Origin of the sequence: Winkia neuii subsp. neuii DSM 8576, assembly GCF_000420405.1 — a bacterium.
In the GTDB taxonomy this organism is placed as follows: domain Bacteria; phylum Actinomycetota; class Actinomycetes; order Actinomycetales; family Actinomycetaceae; genus Winkia; species Winkia neuii.
In genome coordinates, this window is record NZ_ATUW01000003.1 from 48,145 (window position 1) to 64,952 (window position 16,808).

Sequence of the window (16,808 nt, forward strand, 5' to 3'; positions counted from 1 at the left end):
GCCCTACAGGGGGGCGTTGTCGTGATACTTGACTGTCTGGTAGGAGCGCGCCTTGCGTTCCAGCACCGCCAAGGAGCGAACTATGAGGCGCCTAGTGTCTTTGGGATTGATCAACGAATCCAGCTCACCTTTCTCTAACGAGAGGTTCGGACTTATGGATTCGCGCTTGTACTGTTCTTGGTAGGCTTGACGTTGCGCCGCTACGTCTGCCCCATCTTCTCCGGCAGCACGAAGTTCTTTGCGGAACAAAATGTCTACCGCGCCCTCGGAACCCATAACCGCAATCTCGGTCTGCGGCCAGGAAAAATTGAAGTCGGCGCCAAGGGATTTAGAGCCCATCACTATGTAGGCTCCTCCGTAGGCCTTGCGCAAGATGACGGTCACCAGTGGCACCGTGGCGGTAGCATAGGCCGTGATCAGCTTAGCTCCACGCCTGATAATGCCAGCCCTTTCTTGCTCACTCCCCGGACGGTAACCGGGCACGTCGACAAGGGTGACCACGGGTAGGCCGAAGGCGTCACAAAAACGCACAAAACGGGCTGCCTTTTCGGAGGCATTTACGTCCAACGTACCGGCGTCAAATGCTGGCTGATTAGCCACGATACCAACCGAGCGGCCGTCGAAACAGGCAAATCCCACCACTATTGAGCGGCCAAAGAGCTCCTGAATCTCGACAAATTCTCCGTAGTCGGTTAGTGCCTCAATAACTTCGATCATGTCGTAGGGCTGTTTAGAAGAGGTAGGCACCAACGAACCGACCTTCTCGGCCAACGCCTCCGCCACAGGATCATTTTCGTAGTCGTAAGCCGGAGGGGCCTCCTCACAGTGCAGCGGCAGGTAGGTCAGGATCGAGCGGGCAAATTGCAGCGCATCTTCCTCGTCGTCAGCCAGGTAGTGGGCCACCCCTGAAATAGTGGAGTGCAGGTCCCCACCCCCTAAATCCTCGGAGGAAACCTGTTCCCCCGTCACAGCCCGCACCACCTGCGGACCAGTAACGAACATGTACGAGGAACGCTTGGTCATAATAATGAAATCTGTAAGTGCAGGCCCGTACACCGCACCGCCTGCACAGGGCCCCAAAATCACAGAAATTTGCGGAACAATCCCCGAGGCCTCACTGATCTTCTTGAAAATGTTGCCGTATTGGGCCAACGCTGCAACGCCCTCTTGAATACGGGCGCCCCCGGAATCCAGAAGAGCAAAGACAGGAATGCGCAGCCGCAGCGCCTCGTCGATCAGGTGGCAAATCTTGTGGCCTTCAACCTCGCCCAACGTGCCCCCGTTTACAGAAAAATCCTGCGCGTAGACCGCAACGGGGCGCCCATTTATCTGCCCAAATCCGGTAATGACCGCACACCCTAGGTAGGCTTCGGCAATGTTTCCGCCAGCGAAGGTATGAATTTCGTGGAACGTGTCCTCGTCTACCAATGCGGCGATCCGTTCCCTGGCAGTGCCCCGCCCTTTAGCATGTTGGCGCTTGCGGGCGCGTTCTTCGGCGCGCTCTTTCAGCTCTTCAGCGCGGCCAGCAAACGTATCCCGGTCTATATCAAAGGTGGGGCTCATTTCTTTTCCTCCACTCTTACGATCACTGCTCCGGCGGCCACAGTGTCCCCCTGGGCCACCTCGTATTTCACGATTCCTGCCGAGGGGACGTGCAGATATTTCTCCATCTTCATAGCTTCTATAACCGCAACTAGATCACCCTCGGCAACTTCAGCTCCGTCCTCCAAAGGCAGTCGCACAACAGTTGCCTGCATAGGCGAAGTAACCACTCCAGGCTCGTCAGTGTTTTCCACCTGCACCTGTTTGCGCGCCCCACGCAACGGTTGCCGAGGGCGAGCCGGCCGCCCAGACGTAGGCCCAGCCACCTGCAGGGCGGAAAGGACAGTGTTGTCGATGATCAGCTGGTGACGCCTGCCGTCGACCTCGACTGCTATTTTTACCGGCACAGGATCGGCACTGCCAGAAGGCGCAAAAGGCTCCAGTCCCAGCGAGTCGACAATTTTTTCTTCGTCGAACCACGAAGTGTAGTGGTGCATATGCGCGAAAATCTCGGTCGAGAGCACGGCCTCTAACACAGGTTTGGACGTAGGCACGCCCTCTACTACCGTTTCAGCCAACGCACGCCTCATCCGCACAATAGCCTGTTCCCGGGTGGCGCCGTGCACAGTAATTTTGCCGATGAGCGAATCGAAGTTAGAGCCAATTACAGACCCCTCCTCAAGGAAGGAATCCACTCGCACTCCCGGGCCGCCGGGCCAGCGAAGAGATTTCACCGTACCAGTCACGGGAGCCAATTCAGCGCCCGGATCTTCGGCATTGATGCGAATTTCTATCGCGTGCCCCCGAGCGGACGGAACCGCGGAGGCTGCCTTGCCCTGCGCAATGCGTATCTGTTCGGCTACCAGGTCGAGTCCAGTTACCTCCTCTGAAACCGTGTGTTCTACCTGGAGGCGGGGGTTCACTTCCAAGAAGTAGGCCCTGCCAGCAGCCACCAAAAATTCGCAGGTCCCCACTCCCACGTAGCCGGCGTGGGTGAACAGTTGTTCCGACCAGGTGTGCAGGTTTTTATCTATCTGCTCGTCCAACGCCGGCGCGGGAGCTTCCTCAATCAGCTTTTGATTGCGCCGCTGCACCGAGCAGTCACGCGTGGAAACTACCGCAAAATTCCCCAGCGAATCACGCATGCACTGGGTTTCCACATGGCGGGCGTGGGTGCAGATCTTCTCTATGAAGGTCAGGTCAAGAGCCTGCTCGGAAGCAACCGAATAGTAATCGTGCAGATCCTTCTCCGAATCTACACGGATGATGCCGCGCCCTCCACCCCCGTCGGCCCGCTTGAGCAGAACAGGGTAACCAATTTGCGCCGCAAATTCGGCAGCTTCTTCCCTGGTGCGCACCGGCCCCGAGGAACCGGGAACAGTTGGTACTCCCGCCTTTTTCGCGAGCGCGCGGGCGTCTATTTTGTCGCCCAAAGCACGAATCACACTGGCATCGGGGCCAATCCAGGTAATGCCGGCCTCGGCTACTTTGGCAGCGAAGTCGAAGTTCTCGGACAAAAAGCCGTATCCGGGGTGGATTGCATCTACGCGCGCCTTCTTCGCAAGTTCTAAAACCGCCTCCTGGTTGAGGTAGGTTTCCACCGCCCTCTTGCCGGGCAAACTGTAAGCTTCGTCAGCCTCGCGAACTGCTGCGGTGTTTATGTCCTCGTCTGCGTAGCAAGCTATAGAAGTCAGCCCCATTTCTCGGATCGTCCGCACCACCCGCAGCGCAATTTCGCCGCGATTAGCGATAAGAATTCTTTCGATCTTTTTCATCAGGCTCCCTTTACGACATCTGCATCGCCGCAGGTGATTACCCGTTCTCTACCATCAGTTTCTAATATCAAGGCCCCGGTTATGTCTACGTCTTTAGCAACCCCGCTAATAATTTCGCCCCCGGGAACATGTACTCGCACAGGAACGTCAAATACAGCATTAGCACGGTACAAGGCCAGCGCCTCGGCGCCGGGGGCGACTTTAGTAAAGACAGCCTCCAGTTGTGCTTTGAGGGCGCGAGCAGCCTCCTGGGGCGAGGGAGCCGTGCCGAGTTGGCTCAGGCAGGCGGTCGGCCTGTCAATTTTCGGGGCCTCGGTCAAATTGATTCCCACCCCCACGATGAACTGCCCGGGTGCGTGCAGTTCTGTCAGGATGCCACCACATTTGGCCTGGCCAATAAGGAGGTCGTTGGGCCACTTCAGGCTCACTTGCAACCCGAAAGAGGCGACGGCTTTTTTGGCTGCCACCCCGGCGAGCAGAGTCACCCACCCATAGTCTTCGACCTCGTAGGAAGGCAGGTGCAAATAAGTGGTAGCAAGCAAGCCCGACCCTGCCCTGCACTCCCAACTGCGCCCCGAGCGCCCCCGCCCAGCAGTTTGCGAAGCGGCCACAACCATGTCGAACGGGTGGGCGCCAGCCTCAATAAGCTCGGCAACCACGTCATTCGTTGAGGTTACTTCGGGCAGAAAAGTTATCTGAGAGCTCACCTATTTTCCTTCCGTCGATCTGTGTTAGACATTTTTCGGAAGGAGGGGGGCAAGCTCAAATACCGTTCGGTATCTGCGGGGTTGGGAATGCCCCTACTATGAGTGGTTATTTGGCTATTTTATGCGAATCTTTTTGCTGCACCGGCTCTGTGGTGGAAGCATAAATTAGCGTTAGTAACATCTGCACGATATCTTGGGCGGGTTCAGTCGCATGCAAATCTTTGCCCGCGAGCGCTGCCCTCATGGCACCAATGTTCGCCGCTCGCAGGGCTATGCCCACGACAGCGTGAGCTAGCGAAATAGAAGAAACGTGCACTACCCGACCGGTTGCCTCGGCAATAGTTTCTAATACCTGAGCCACCTGGCGAATAAACTGAGAGTTTATTTCGGCGAGTCGCATTCCCCACTTGGGATCGCGGACAGACCTATTTAACAATTCGGAGTGCAGCACGTAAAAGTCCCTATCCAGCTGCAGAACCTCTAGCACTTCGTCCAGCAGCGCCTCCATAGTCACTTCCCCGGGCCCCGCTTTGGCCCACCCTTGCACGGTATCGGTAAGCCCGTCTATGAGCCTGGCGTATTCGTCCTCGGCGAGGGCGGCAAACAATTCGTCTTTGGTTGAAAAATTCGAGTAGAACGCCCCGCGCGTGAATCCTGCCCGCGCGCAGATTTTTTCTAGGGAACAGCCTTCTATTCCCTCGGAAACTACAATGTGGCGGGTGGCATCGATTAGTTTGTTAGCAGTTTCAAACTCTTCTGCCACTATTTACTCCCAGTAGATAGACGAAATCCTCTGGTTAAAAATATTAGCCAATTCGGGCGGGGCGGCAGTTAGCATCTTTGCAGACGGGCGCCCTGAGCAGCCGTCGGAAACTGTCGCTCCCGCCTCGGCGCAGATCAGTTCGCCCGCGGCCATATCCCAGGGTTTTAGCCCTTCTTCGTAGTAAATGTCGACGGTTCCACTGGCAACAGCGCACAGGCTGAGGGCGGCGCTTCCGCACCTGCGAATGTCGGCAATGTCGCCAATTAGACTCGCCAAGAACTTGCCCTGCCTTTGGCGCCGTTCGCGCACGTAGCCAAAACCGGTGGCCACGAGGGCGGGGGCCAGCCGAGTGAGCGAGCTTGCGCCTATTGGAGATTCCCCGAGGTAGGCTCCCCCGCCCGCTCCGGCGTGGTAGAGCCTGTCGGTGCCAATTTCAGCTACCGCCCCAACCACGGGAACCCAGGTAGTGGGATCTACTGAGCCGTAGACGCAAGCAACCGAGACCGCGGCAGGGGCAACTTGGCGGATGTAGTTCACTGTGCCGTCGATCGGATCAACTATCCAGAAGAGTCCAGATTTGCCTCCGTCTATACCGGCTTCTTCGCCCATAATGCCGTCCTCGGGGCGTGCTGCAGAAATCTTTTGGCGGATGAGTGCTTCTACCTCGCGGTCGACTTCGGTAACCGGGTCGACGGGTGAAGACTTTGTTGCGGCTACCGTTACTTTGCCTTCGCTTTTGCGTTTTTCAGCAAGCTGGGCGGCCTCGATGGCCACATCTTTAGCTAGCGCCCACAATCCGTCTCGGGTGGCTTCTGAAATAGGCAGAGCAAACGATTCCATGTATTAACGATCCCACACAAAGGGGGTTTTCGCGGGAACATCCGGGGCTAGTTGCCAAGAACCTTCCTAACGAGCACCGCATCCATTTGACCGGGAGCTGAGGCCGGGCCGGCAGTCGCGAAGGTGGCACAGTTCCCGAATTGGGGGCCCGCCAGGCGACTTATTTGCCCTAGTTTTCCCATCGCAATCCCTATTAGAGGCCTGTCTATTTGCTGGCGTGCCCGCGCCAACGCTTCCAACAGCGTCAGAACGTCTTGAGCGTGTTGGGGCATTACCGCGATCTTGCACACGTCTGCTCCCGCCTCGCTCGCCCGGATTAGCCGCGCAAGCACCTGGTCCACAAGCGGGGTGGCGGAAAAACTGTGAAAGCTTCCGAACACTACTACCCCCGCCCTATGGGCCGCCTCTATGAGGACCGCGGCCTCGGGGCGGGCGATCTCGACATCTATTGCCTGAGGCTGTAAGGATAGAAGCTCGCGCACCCGCCCCGCATACTCGCCCTCGGCACAAGCCCCACCTTCCGCAGTAGAACGCAGAGTAAGCAAAAGCGGGCCAAAGGGTGCCAGCCGCGAGGCCAGCTGTGAAGTGAGCGCGCCCGCCAAATCGGCACGGATCTCAAATATGTCCCCTCCTGCACCTACCGCCTGGCCTACCTGTTCTAGGTCGGATACGGGAATAATTATTTTGGTGGTTTCCCCGCCCAAGCTCACCGACCCCAGCGCAACTTCAGCCACTGTCCCTCCAAACGCATTGCTATATCCTGAGTGTATGCGCACCAATACGAACGCAGCGTTCTGGCACGTGTGGAGTATAAAAAATATCTTGCTGGTTGGGACCGGCGGTTTTTTTGGTACCGCAGCTAGAGCGCTCACGGACATGCTCGAAAAAGCTTTTCCCTTGCAGTGGCTGGTGGTACCCTGGTCCACTGCCGTAGTGAATCTGTTCGGGGCATTCTTACTCGGCTTTATTGCGGGCAGAGCTGCAAAAGCTCGGGCCGGGCGCATCTCGTCGGTGTTCGATCGCTACTACTTGCTATTCGGCACAGGCTTTATGGGCGCGTTCACCACCTTTTCCTCCTTTGCACTGGCCCTAACCGATTTGACACAGGGGCCGTCGCTTTCGGGGCTAGTCGAGGGCGGAGCTATAGTCGCGTTGGGATTGACGGCGGCGGTAAGCGGGCTGCTCTGTGGAGAGCGAGGCCTATCTTGGCTCATTAGGGTTAGGGACTGACATGACGCCGACTATTCTTGTTTTACTCGTTACCTGTGTTGCCGGCGCAGTAGGTGCCATATGCCGCTACTGCCTGGATGCGATAGCCAAATTTTTTTGGTCTAAGCCGGCAACAGTGTTTGTAAATTTGCTCGGCTGTTTTTTAATCGGCCTCCTAGCCCCGCTGACCATGCAGGATTTTCAAGTTCTTCACTACGCGCTCACGACCGGATTTCTTGGCGGCTTTACCACTTTCTCGACAGCGATGCTAGAAGCGGTAAACACCATCAGGGAACAAAAAATTGCTCGCGGCCTAGCCCTGGCGATTTTACCGGTAGTGCTGGGGATGGCCCTGTGCGGAGCCGGAATGGCCATAGCTGCAGCCTGGCTGTAAAACATTTCGACAATGGGGTGGGGGCTCGCGTTTGCGGGCCCCCACTCTTCTTGAGCTAGGTTACTTACTAGCCTTTGCGTTAGCACGCTCCTTGTCAGCGTTTACCGCATCTTCAAGTGCCTTCTTCAAAGCATCTTGAGCCTTGCCGTATTCGCTCCACTTCTGTTCCGCCAACGCCTTGTTGCCAGATTCAATTGCCGCCTTCGCATCTTGCAAAGCACCTTGCAGTTTTTGGTCTGCGCTTTGTTCCTTTTGCCCGGCAGTGGCCTCCTTGGCGCCTTCCCCACCTACTACTGACGAGGTAGACGCGGCCGCATCCCCACCGAAGACCTGGTTCAACGATTCTTCAAGGGTGGGTGCAAAACCAACCTTGTCACCGAAGGAGGTGAGCACCGAACGCAGTTGCGGGTAGGAAGTGGTACCGGTGGACTGCACGTAAACTGGTTGGATGTAAAGCAGTCCGCCGCCCACCGGCAGCGTGAGCAAATTGCCGCGCAGTACCTTGGTGCCCTGCTGGTCCTGCAAGTTCAACTCTTTGGAAACCCTCTGGTCAGAGTTGAAATTGTTTTGTACCTGGCCCGGGCCCGGAACAGTGGTTGAGGACGGCAGCGCCATCAATCGCATCTTTCCGTATCCCTCGCGCACCTTACCGGCAGTAGAGCCAGTCTCGGAATCAACAGCTAAGAACCCTGCCATTGCCGCCCGCTTAGACCCGCCCCCGGGGATGAATACCGAGGTCAGCGAGAATTCTGCTGAGGGTTGCGACGGCATCTTCATGGTCAGGTAATACGGCGGCTGCACGGGGGCCGAAACATTCTTGGGCACCGACACTGTGGGATCTTCAGAAAGCTTCCACTGGTCGCCACCGGTGTAGAACTTCTCGGCTTGAGTGACGTGGTAGGTCTCGAGCAACTTCCGTTGCACCTTGAACAGATCCTCCGGATAGCGAAGGTGTGCCATTAGATCCCCAGAAATCTGCGAGATCGGCTTGATCTTGCCAGGGAATACCTTCTGCCAGGTGCGCAGCACAGGATCATTCTTATCCCATTGATAGAGCGAAACCGACCCGTCGTAGGCGTCTACGACTGCCTTTACCGAGTTGCGCATGTAATTGATCTGGTTACGCGGGGTGAACTGTTCCTCGTCGTTAGTGCGCGAGTCGTCGGTCACCGATTCCACCGACACGTGTTCGGCATACGGGTAGGCGTTCGAGGTCGTGTACCCATCCACGATCCAAACCAGACGCTTTGGGGTCTTGGGATCGCCGTCAGTGTCGACCACGGCCGGGTACGGCTTTCGATCTAGCGTCAGGTAAGGGGCAGCCTTAGCTACCCTGAGGGACGGATCGCGGTCGTACAGAATCTGCGACTTTTCGTTTACCTGATCCGAAAAGAACAAATCCGTCGACTGGAAGCGCAAGGCGTACAAGAACTTGTTCCAGAAGTTGCCGAGTGACGGCCCTCCGTTACCTTTAAAGGTGTTGTTCACCTGCCCAGATTCAGCATTGTCGTCCGGGTAGTCCAACTCTTGAGGAGACGCTCCCTTGGGAGCGCCTACCACTGAGTATTCAGGCGACCGAGGCGAGAAGTAGACGCGCGGTTCGTATTCACCCATTTTGCCCCTGGACGGGATCGAGTGCTCCCAATAAGCAGGAAGCCCATCAGGGGTGACCTTGTTGCCGAACGCAGCCACCGCGCCAAAACCGTGCGTGTAAACCGTGTGGTCGTTCACCCAGGTGCGTTGCCCCTTCGAGAGGCCGTCTTGGTTAATGTCGCGGACGGCTATAACCGTGTCGGATTTTTCGCCCTCAACGTTGTAGCGATCGACCGCGAACTGTTCAGGGAAGGTGTAGTAGGGCCGCGATTGCTGCAACTGCCTAACCGTAGGTGAAATTATCTCGGGGTCGAGTAGACGAATCTGCGAGGTGGAAGCTTGGTCTTCAGCCAACTGGCCAGCTTCGGCCTTAGTAGTTGCCGAGGTGGTTTTGTATTCCAAATCCTCCATGCCAAAAGCCGCCAAAGTTGCATCGATATTGTGTTGGATGTAGGTAGATTCGAGCTGTTTAGCGTTCGGATCTACCTTGAAACGCTGCATCAACATCGGGTAGCCAAAGCCTATGACCAGCGAGGAAACCACCAGTACCACCAGCCCGGCAACGGGCAAACGCCAGGTCCCCTTAAAGGCGGCAACAAAGAACAGCACCGCAATTAGTGCACTGATTACAGCCAGGATAGTGTTCGCCGGCAGCGCCGCATTAATGTCGGTATACATGGCACCGTCGGTGGGCTTGCCCTGCTGAGCCAGCATATTAAACCGGCCCACAATGTAGCGCACCCCAACCAGCAAGGACAAAATGCCAGCTAAAATCCCCAGGTGGATGCGGGCCCGGCGAGCAACGTGCACCTTTGGAGTGACCTGGATTGCCCCACCCATGTAGTAGATGACGGCCGTGGCCACTGCAGCCGTTGCCACCATGGCCAATATTGCCGACGAGAGCAGGTCCAACAGTGGCAGTTGGAATGTAAAGAAGGACAGGTCAAAACCCCAGATGGGATCTTTGCGCCCAAACGGGGTGGAATGGAGCGCGACCTGCAACACCGACCAAGAGGGCGCCAATTTCAGCACCGAGTAGATGCCCACCAAGCTGGCAATACCAAAGGTGAACAGCTTTGGCTTACCCATAATAGTTTTGGAGTATTCCGAATTGGCGGATCTGGCCCCCATAGAACGCATCGCCAAGATCACGTTCACCACCACAATGGCAAAGGCGAGGGCAAAGCCCACCAGCCCCATTAGGGCCGCCGACCCCCACTGGGTGAACAAAATCTGTAAATACCCGAGCTGGCTATACCAGAGCACCTCGGTCCACAGCCCTGCCATCAGAGCAATTACCAGCAGCAAGGCTGCCAAAACTATTACGGTAATCCCAAGCGGACCCGGCTTTTTGAATTTCGGCAAATGCGGTTTTGCCCCCGAGGGCCGCCGCGGGCGCCCCGAGCCGAAATTCGCAAAATCCGGGAAGCCGGGAAACTGATTGTTCGAACTCACAGCTTTCCTATTTGCGTAGGGGTTAAAATCACTCCCAGTCTCTCACGTTTTCCCTGCTGACCTCCAGCTACCCGCACGCTGAGGGCCCGCGTTCACACCAGGCGTAACCGATTGGGCACCGCCTGCGCTAGGTGGCAGTATTTAGACATGGATATTGCCCCAGAAGCGCTCGCCGCAGCGATTTACGACATTGAACGCGAACTGGCCGGCCTCGGTTGGAACCAGGCGCCTTCGCTCTTTGCACTCGTGCCCACCCGCTACGTACTTGACGAGGCGGGTGCCCTAGACCAGCAGTCGAAGGAGAAGATGCGCCTACTGCTAGAGTCTTCCCCGGACAACCTCACCGCTGTCCTTCAAGAGAACGTCTCGGAGGACATTGGCGCCATGCTCGCTAAGATCGAGTGGCCGAAGATGGTCGAGGGCGCTGCAGTAGCCTTAGAACGCATCATAGTTCCCCCGCAGGTCGAGGCCGAAGCGCCCGAAGATCCCGAAGAGCGCACCGAATTTTTGCTCTCGCACCCAGCTCGCGACGAGGTTCGCATGGTAGCTGGAGCATTGCGCTCTGGCGCTTCTTTCACCGCAGTGCGGACTCGCTCCCACGATAGTGAGGACCAGGTAGTTGCCTCCTCGGGGCTGGTTCCAGAACTCGAAAAGGCCCTGCAGGCGACGCTATTGCCTTAGCGGCAGTAGCAGCTATTTACAGGTGGGCAGACCTTCTGCCTTGCCTGCCCCTATATTCTCTACCGCGTTGCGGGCCTCCTTAAGAGTGTCGATTCGCACTACTTTTAGCCCGGTGGGAATTTTGCCAACTGTGTCAGCACAATTGGCCTTCGGAACCAGAAAATACTCGGCGCCGTCCGCACGTGCGCCGGCCATTTTTTGAGCCACTCCCCCGATAGGTTCAACCTGCCCGTCCATCCGGATGGCCCCTGTGCCGGCGATCTGCCTGCCCCCGGTCATGGCTCCGGGCGTGAGCTGGTCGATTATTCCCAGTGCAAAGATAGTGCCAGCGCTGGGGCCGCCGACGTCGGCAAGCGAAATGTTCACTTTTACTGGCAGGGTGAGTTTTGGATTTAAGCCCACGCCCAACACGGAGCCTGCTCGCCCCTCAGCTTTAGAGGTAGTTACGTCGACAGCCTGTTCTTTGCCAGCCCGCTTGAGCTGAACACGCACGCTAGTTTTTGGCGGGATCTGCTTCAGAAAGGCAAAGATCGAGCCCGCCGTGTCAGTGCGCACAGACTTTGAGCCGGCTGATATCCCCACTATTTGGTCGCCCTCTTTCAGCTTTTCCTGGGCATCTGTGCCTTTGGCGACGGCACTGACTTCGAAGGTAGCTGGAACACGGTAGCCCAGCTCGGCCAGGGCCGCTGCCTCGGCACTCTGTTGGGAGCCTTGCATCTGGGCCGCCGACAACTGCTGAATTTGTTCACGGGTGACGTGCTTGGGAAATACTTCCTCCTGGGGAGTTATCTGCGATGTCTTTTGGGTGAGGGCGAAACCTAGCTCTGCCAGCGACACCTGTGCTCCCGGGCCCCCGCGCATAGACACGGTAACCATGCGCAATGCCCCCTTGGTTGGGTAAGTTTTAGAACCTTCGATGGTGATAACGTCCTTTTTCCCCTGTTTTCCTAACACGTCGAAGGTGGGACCAGGCTTTTCAATGACGTAGGGCATGGGGATTGCCAGCGCAACCAAAAGTAGGGCTATCACTATGCTCACCCCGAGCGTCAGTTTACGGCGATACCAAGGCTGATTTTTTTGCACCGTTCCATTGTGCCAACATTGTTCCTCTAGCGCATTCTTCGTTTACTTCCTCCGAGGGCGATAATGGCCGCCCTCGGCAAAAGCTTGCGGGCGACGGCCTGTAAGCTAGTGGCAAGCAATTAGTGGGGGAATCGAATATGGCCGATACCAACAGCAACGACGACCTTTCTGGAATCGAGCAGATGCTTCGCCAATTGCTCGGCGATCAGGCAGCCGAGCAAATGCTCGAGCAAATGCGTGCCAGCGGGCTCGACCCGCAGGCAATTACGGGCGGGGCAAAGTTGCCCACAGATCCGGCGCAGATCCAGCGCCTTGTCCAATCTGTGACTCAGCTGTTTTCTGGATCCGGAGAGGTGCTGGATTGGGACGTGGTAAGCCAGATTGCTATTTCCACCGGGGCCAAAGATTCAGATCCGGCCCCCACCGCCGCTCAAGCGGCCCAGGTGAGGCAGGCCTTGTCCGTAGCCGATTTGTGGCTAGATTCAGTGACTGCGCTTTCGCCGGGAAAGGCTAACCGGCACGCCTGGTCGCGTGCGGAGTGGGTCCGCCAAACCCTACCCACGTGGAAGGTTATGTGCATGCCGGTGGCCACCCATGCCTCCGACGCCATGACCCAGGCACTTTCCCAACAGCTGGGGCGGCTAGGTCTGGAAGATGCCGAGGGCTCCTTTTCTATTCCGGGGCTAGGAATTTCGGGTGCACTGGGCAAAATGAATCCCGCAGAGCTGGTGCGGCGCATGTCTGGTTCCGTGTTTGCTATGCAGATTGGCCAGGCAATCGGCACCTTAGCTGGGCAGGCCCTGGGATCTACCGACGTGGGGCTGCCGCTTTCTACTACTTCGCTCACCGCTTTGGTGGTTTCGAATGTGGATGAATTCGGCACTGACCTGGGTATTAGCGCCTCTGACGTGCTGCAGTATTTGGCTGTACGCGAGGCCGCCTCTGCGCGTCTATACCATGCCGCCCCCTGGCTTCGTTCGTATTTGCTCGGCGCAATAACCAAATATTCCGAGGAAATTCAGATAGATTTTGGCCATATCGAGAGTGCTGTCCGCGACCTGCAGACCATGGACCCAGCGCAAATCCAGGACGCGGTGTCCTCGGGCATGCTTTCACCTTCATCTTCGCCTGCCCAGGATCGGGCAAAGCAAGAGGTGGAAACTATTTTGGCAGTGGTTGAAGGCTGGGTAGAAGAAGTGACTGCACGAGCCTGCAGCGCCTATCTGCCCGCAGCGGCACCGCTACAAGAGATGATGCGCCGCAGACGTGCTCAGGGCGGTCCTGCCGAACAGGTGCTCGCCCAACTCATGGGGCTCGAGCTTCGCCCCAAACGGGTACGCGACGCGGCAAAGTTGTGGCGAATTTTGGGCGACAAGGTAGGCCAGCAGGAGCGCGACAAGTACTGGTCTCACCCCGATGTGATGCCAACTGCAGCTGAGCTAGACAATCCCGAGGGATTTCTAGCAGCACGCGAGCAGGCTGCCGCTGCCGACGCGCAGGTGGATGCCGAATTAGAGGCACTCTTGCAGGGCACTCTGGGTTATGCCGAAGGTTTGGATGCCGGCGATGAATCAGCAGGCCAGCAGCAAATAGACGGAGACGATTCTGACTCCGACACAGACGAATCTGACGAGGGCGAAGGCCCCCGGAAGTAACTTTACCCACAGGTTTTTCCACAGGTTTTTGCTGCCCTAAAATTTTCCGGCGGGCTCGTGCCACCCTTGAAGGGAAAGGGGAGGTATGAAACTAAAACCGGGAATATCAGTAGTACCGCTGCCAGGTAATGCCCTACAGCTGGGCACTGCCCCACCCCTTGCCTGCCGTATAAGAGGGCTGACTGATGCCCAACGCGCCTACCTTTTCAGTTTGGCTTCCACTCCCACTGGTACTAAACGCCGCAGGTCGTTACCCGAGGCCGAATACAACGAGATTTGGCAGCTGCTCAAAGAGGCCAATCTGGTGTGGGATAGCCACGCTCGCCCCGATGGGCCGGATCAGGAATGGTGGGCTCGGCAAACCGGCAGTTTTAAAGGAGTAAAGGACCGTGCCTACCTGCGCACCCGTGTCGAGGGCCTGCCCACTTTGGGAGCCCAAATTTGCCTGCTACTCTCACAGGCAGGTTTTCTGCGCATAGATCCGCGTGATCCTACCGCGGTTACCGATAAGGACATTGGGCTATTCTACAATTCCCACGACGGCGGCAAGCCCCGCGAACAGGCGGTGCGCCAGCATCTTGAAGGCCATTCCCGCAGCTTTCGGGGGCCAGCTAATCTGGCCATAATTGTTGCCTCCCCCGCCGTGCCGGCGGATCGCGTATTAGGCTACATGTTCGATGGCATAGCCCACCTAATAGTCACCGTCCTCGATTCGTCGATCCAGGTTGGACCACTGGTACTGCCCTCGGTGAGTGCATGTACCAACTGCGTGGATATTGCTCGTCAAAGAACCGATCCCTACTGGGCTAACTTGCAGTGCATGCTCAACAAAACAGCCCCTCACCAGGCAGAATCTATACTCACCCAGACTGTGGCCGCCTTTGTGGCGCGACAGGCGGCTGATTTAGCCCGCGGGCACACACCTGCCACGGTGGGAGCCACGTGGACCTTTTCGGCCTCGAGCCCTTTGCCTACTTACGACCGCTGGCATTTAGAGCCCGCCTGCGGCTGCTGCCCTAATCTGCCGCCAAATCAATAAATTCCCGCAACGTTTTAGCCGCCAAGCGCTCTGGATCTTCCCCACGCACAATTCCCAAAATGGCAGCGCCGTACTGATCAAGTTTTACCCTTCCGATGCCGCGGATAAGCGAGAGCTGCTTTACCGTAGCCGGGCGTACTATGGCGGTGTCACGCAGTGTCACATCAGTTAGCACGGTGAAAGCTGGCTTCGACAGTCCTGCCGCTACTAGCTTCCGCCAGGCACGCAGTTTCTGGAATAACTCCTTCTGCTCTGCGCTAGCCTCCTGGTCAAATTCTTTTGCTGCAGCTCTGCCACCGGCCCGCACTGCGGGAGGATTCTTGACGGTGTCCGCAGGCCAGATCCCGTCGAAGAAGCGCGAGGGCTTGCGCGAGGCACGCCGCCCTTCAGAGCGGGCCTTGGCGTAGGAAACATATAGGTAGTCGCGGGCGCGCGTGGCACCCACGTAGGCAAGGCGCTGTTCTTCAGCAATCTGCTCGGGCGTATCCGCCTGCGAAATAGGAAATAGCCCTTCGCTAACCCCCACGAAAAATACCGCCGCCCATTCGAGTCCCTTTGCCGCATGCACGGAAGACAGGGTAACCCCGTTAATTTGAGGCGCATTCGCCGATTGTGCCCGCTCTTCTAGTTCAGCGACAAAATCGCGCAACCCCATTCCTTTTTCGGCTCGGTCTTCGCCAAGGCGCACTAGTGCGTCTAAAGCATCCCAGCGTTCGCGAACTGCTCCGGTACCAGCTGGAGGTTTCGCAGTCCACCCCACCGACGAGGCAGCGTCGGCAACCGCCTGAGTCAGCGCAACCGGTGAGCCGGCCTTTGCCATAGAACGGATTAGGACCATGGCTTTGCGTATTTCTTGGCGGTTGAAATAGCGCTCGGCCCCGCGCACCACGTAACCGATTCCGGCCTCGGAAAGAGCCTGTTCGAAAGCCTGCGACTGGGCGTTGGTACGGTACAAGATCGCCTGGTCGGCCAGCGCTACGCCACGTTCGCGCAACTTATTTATGTGCCTTACCACGCCCTGTGCCTCGGCTTGGTCGTCGCTATAGGCGGTATAGCTGACTGCCTGGCCCATTTCGCGCTGAGTCTGGAGGCGCACCGCCCCCGCCAGCGGCTTGCGCTTACTGCCCATGTTGCTGACTAGCCTATTGGCCAGCGAAACGATCTGCGGAGACGACCTGTAGTTGCGCACTAGCTCAACTTCACCCGCCCCTGGAAAACGCTTGGTGAAATTCACCAAATACTTCGAAGTGGCCCCGGTGAAGGAATAAATGGTCTGAGCCACGTCGCCCACCACACATACGTCGTTGCGTCCGCCAATCCACTGGTTTAACAGTTCCTGTTGCAGCGGCGAAACATCCTGGTATTCGTCCACCACAAAATGTTTGTATTGGGCGCGTACCCGGGCCGCAATATCGTCGCGCTCGGCGAGCATTCCGACCGTCAGCAGCAGAACGTCCTCGAAATCTATTACCCCGCGTTCGCTCTTTACGTCCTGGTAGATGCTGAGTAAGCGCGCCCCCTGCTGCGGAGTGAGTTCAGCTGGAATGTCGCGCCCCAGTTGTTCCACAGTCTGGGCATAGTCTGCAGGGCTAATCAAAGAAACCTTGGCCCACTCTATTTCGGAGGCCAAATCGCGAACCGTAGTTTTGTCGGCTCGCAACCCCAATCTAGTAGCCGCAGCCGCAACCAAGGGGGCCTTGTGATCTAGAAGATTAGGAACCGGCCCCCCAACGGCAGTAGGCCAAAAATAGCGCAACTGCCTAAGGGCAGCCGAGTGGAAAGTGCGGGCTTGTACCCCCGGAACCCCCAAAGCACGCAGCCTAGCGGACATCTCCGAGGCCGCCCTTGTAGTAAACGTAACGGCTAGGACATCGTGGGTGGAATACACCCCCGAAGCCACCGCGTAGGCAATTTTGTAAGTGATAGCCCGCGTCTTGCCGGTGCCCGCCCCCGCACGAACCACTAGCGGCCCCGTGACCTGCTGGGCCACCCGTCGTTGTTCCGGGTCGAGGGCATCGAGTAACTTCGCAGGTTCCATATCTATAGTTTGACTCCTACCACTGACAGATGAG

At 57.4% G+C, this 16,808-nt stretch carries 14 protein-coding genes; 5 read left to right on the plus strand and 9 right to left on the minus strand.

Annotation, left to right across the window (positions count from 1 at the left end; translation table 11 throughout):
* Positions 1-3 precede the first annotated feature (3 nt).
* The 6 genes from G437_RS0103495 to aroD all read right to left on the minus strand — a co-directional run bounded on the left by G437_RS0103495 (position 4) and on the right by aroD (position 6,361).
* A complete protein-coding gene (locus G437_RS0103495; protein ID WP_024331208.1) occupies positions 4-1,563 on the minus strand; it encodes an acyl-CoA carboxylase subunit beta in 1,560 nt (519 codons plus the stop codon).
* Positions 1,560-3,317, minus strand: coding sequence for an ATP-binding protein (locus G437_RS0103500; protein ID WP_024331209.1), 1,758 nt, complete (start codon positions 3,315-3,317; stop codon positions 1,560-1,562). The genes G437_RS0103495 and G437_RS0103500 overlap by 4 nt, the downstream gene beginning before the upstream one ends.
* Positions 3,317-4,024, minus strand: a complete 708-nt coding sequence (locus tag G437_RS0103505; protein WP_024331210.1) for a biotin--[acetyl-CoA-carboxylase] ligase — start codon at positions 4,022-4,024, stop codon at positions 3,317-3,319. The genes G437_RS0103500 and G437_RS0103505 overlap by 1 nt, the downstream gene beginning before the upstream one ends.
* 106 nt (positions 4,025-4,130) lie before the next feature.
* A complete protein-coding gene (locus tag G437_RS0103510) occupies positions 4,131-4,787 on the minus strand; it encodes a TetR/AcrR family transcriptional regulator (RefSeq protein ID WP_024331211.1) in 657 nt (218 codons plus the stop codon).
* Positions 4,788-4,790: 3 nt separating this feature from the next.
* On the minus strand, positions 4,791-5,627 hold the full coding sequence (locus G437_RS0103515) for an inositol monophosphatase family protein (RefSeq protein ID WP_024331212.1): 837 nt from the start codon (positions 5,625-5,627) through the stop codon (positions 4,791-4,793).
* Positions 5,628-5,674: 47 nt separating this feature from the next.
* Positions 5,675-6,361, minus strand: a complete 687-nt coding sequence (gene aroD / locus G437_RS0103520) for a type I 3-dehydroquinate dehydratase (RefSeq protein ID WP_024331213.1) — start codon at positions 6,359-6,361, stop codon at positions 5,675-5,677.
* 34 nt (positions 6,362-6,395) lie between these two features.
* Between aroD and G437_RS0103525 the strand changes: the two genes are divergently transcribed.
* Positions 6,396-6,857, plus strand: coding sequence for a fluoride efflux transporter FluC (locus G437_RS0103525; protein WP_051141876.1), 462 nt, complete (start codon positions 6,396-6,398; stop codon positions 6,855-6,857).
* A gap of 1 nt (position 6,858) precedes the next feature.
* A complete protein-coding gene (locus G437_RS0103530) occupies positions 6,859-7,230 on the plus strand; it encodes a fluoride efflux transporter FluC (RefSeq protein ID WP_024331215.1) in 372 nt (123 codons plus the stop codon).
* A gap of 60 nt (positions 7,231-7,290) precedes the next feature.
* Here the strand turns inward: G437_RS0103530 and G437_RS0103535 are convergent, their stop codons facing one another.
* Positions 7,291-10,278, minus strand: coding sequence for a UPF0182 family membrane protein (locus G437_RS0103535; RefSeq protein ID WP_024331216.1), 2,988 nt, complete (start codon positions 10,276-10,278; stop codon positions 7,291-7,293).
* Between the two features lie 147 nt (positions 10,279-10,425).
* Between G437_RS0103535 and G437_RS0103540 the strand changes: the two genes are divergently transcribed.
* A complete protein-coding gene (locus tag G437_RS0103540) occupies positions 10,426-10,959 on the plus strand; it encodes a PPA1309 family protein (RefSeq protein WP_024331217.1) in 534 nt (177 codons plus the stop codon).
* A 12-nt stretch (positions 10,960-10,971) separates the two neighbouring features.
* Here the strand turns inward: G437_RS0103540 and G437_RS0103545 are convergent, their stop codons facing one another.
* Complete coding sequence (locus tag G437_RS0103545; RefSeq protein WP_141739546.1) at positions 10,972-11,997, minus strand: YlbL family protein; 1,026 nt, start codon at positions 11,995-11,997, stop codon at positions 10,972-10,974.
* A 182-nt stretch (positions 11,998-12,179) separates the two neighbouring features.
* Here G437_RS0103545 and G437_RS0103550 point away from each other — a divergent pair, with 182 nt between their 5' ends.
* Together G437_RS0103550 and G437_RS0103555 are read left to right on the plus strand one after the other, a co-directional pair.
* The gene (locus tag G437_RS0103550) at positions 12,180-13,697 is read left to right on the plus strand and encodes a zinc-dependent metalloprotease (protein WP_024331219.1); all 1,518 of its coding nucleotides are present in this window, start codon (positions 12,180-12,182) and stop codon (positions 13,695-13,697) included.
* Between the two features lie 85 nt (positions 13,698-13,782).
* Complete coding sequence (locus G437_RS0103555) at positions 13,783-14,736, plus strand: hypothetical protein (RefSeq protein ID WP_024331220.1); 954 nt, start codon at positions 13,783-13,785, stop codon at positions 14,734-14,736.
* On the opposite strand, the gene G437_RS0103560 is transcribed toward G437_RS0103555, so the two are convergent.
* Positions 14,714-16,774: an ATP-dependent DNA helicase UvrD2 gene (locus tag G437_RS0103560; protein WP_024331221.1), complete on the minus strand. Its 2,061-nt coding sequence runs from the start codon at positions 16,772-16,774 to the stop codon at positions 14,714-14,716. The two genes, G437_RS0103555 and G437_RS0103560, sit on opposite strands and share 23 nt — an antisense overlap.
* Between the last annotated feature and the right edge of the window lie 34 nt (positions 16,775-16,808).

Coding starts and splice junctions, on each gene's coding strand:
- G437_RS0103495 (WP_024331208.1), bottom strand. CDS start 1,563: ATGAGCCCCACCTTTGATATAGACCGGGATACGTTTGCTGGCCGCGCT.
- G437_RS0103500 (WP_024331209.1), bottom strand. CDS start 3,317: ATGAAAAAGATCGAAAGAATTCTTATCGCTAATCGCGGCGAAATTGCG.
- G437_RS0103515 (WP_024331212.1), bottom strand. CDS start 5,627: ATGGAATCGTTTGCTCTGCCTATTTCAGAAGCCACCCGAGACGGATTG.
- G437_RS0103525 (WP_051141876.1), top strand. CDS start 6,396: ATGCGCACCAATACGAACGCAGCGTTCTGGCACGTGTGGAGTATAAAA.
- G437_RS0103530 (WP_024331215.1), top strand. CDS start 6,859: ATGACGCCGACTATTCTTGTTTTACTCGTTACCTGTGTTGCCGGCGCA.
- G437_RS0103540 (WP_024331217.1), top strand. CDS start 10,426: ATGGATATTGCCCCAGAAGCGCTCGCCGCAGCGATTTACGACATTGAA.
- G437_RS0103550 (WP_024331219.1), top strand. CDS start 12,180: ATGGCCGATACCAACAGCAACGACGACCTTTCTGGAATCGAGCAGATG.
- G437_RS0103555 (WP_024331220.1), top strand. CDS start 13,783: ATGAAACTAAAACCGGGAATATCAGTAGTACCGCTGCCAGGTAATGCC.
- G437_RS0103560 (WP_024331221.1), bottom strand. CDS start 16,774: ATGGAACCTGCGAAGTTACTCGATGCCCTCGACCCGGAACAACGACGG.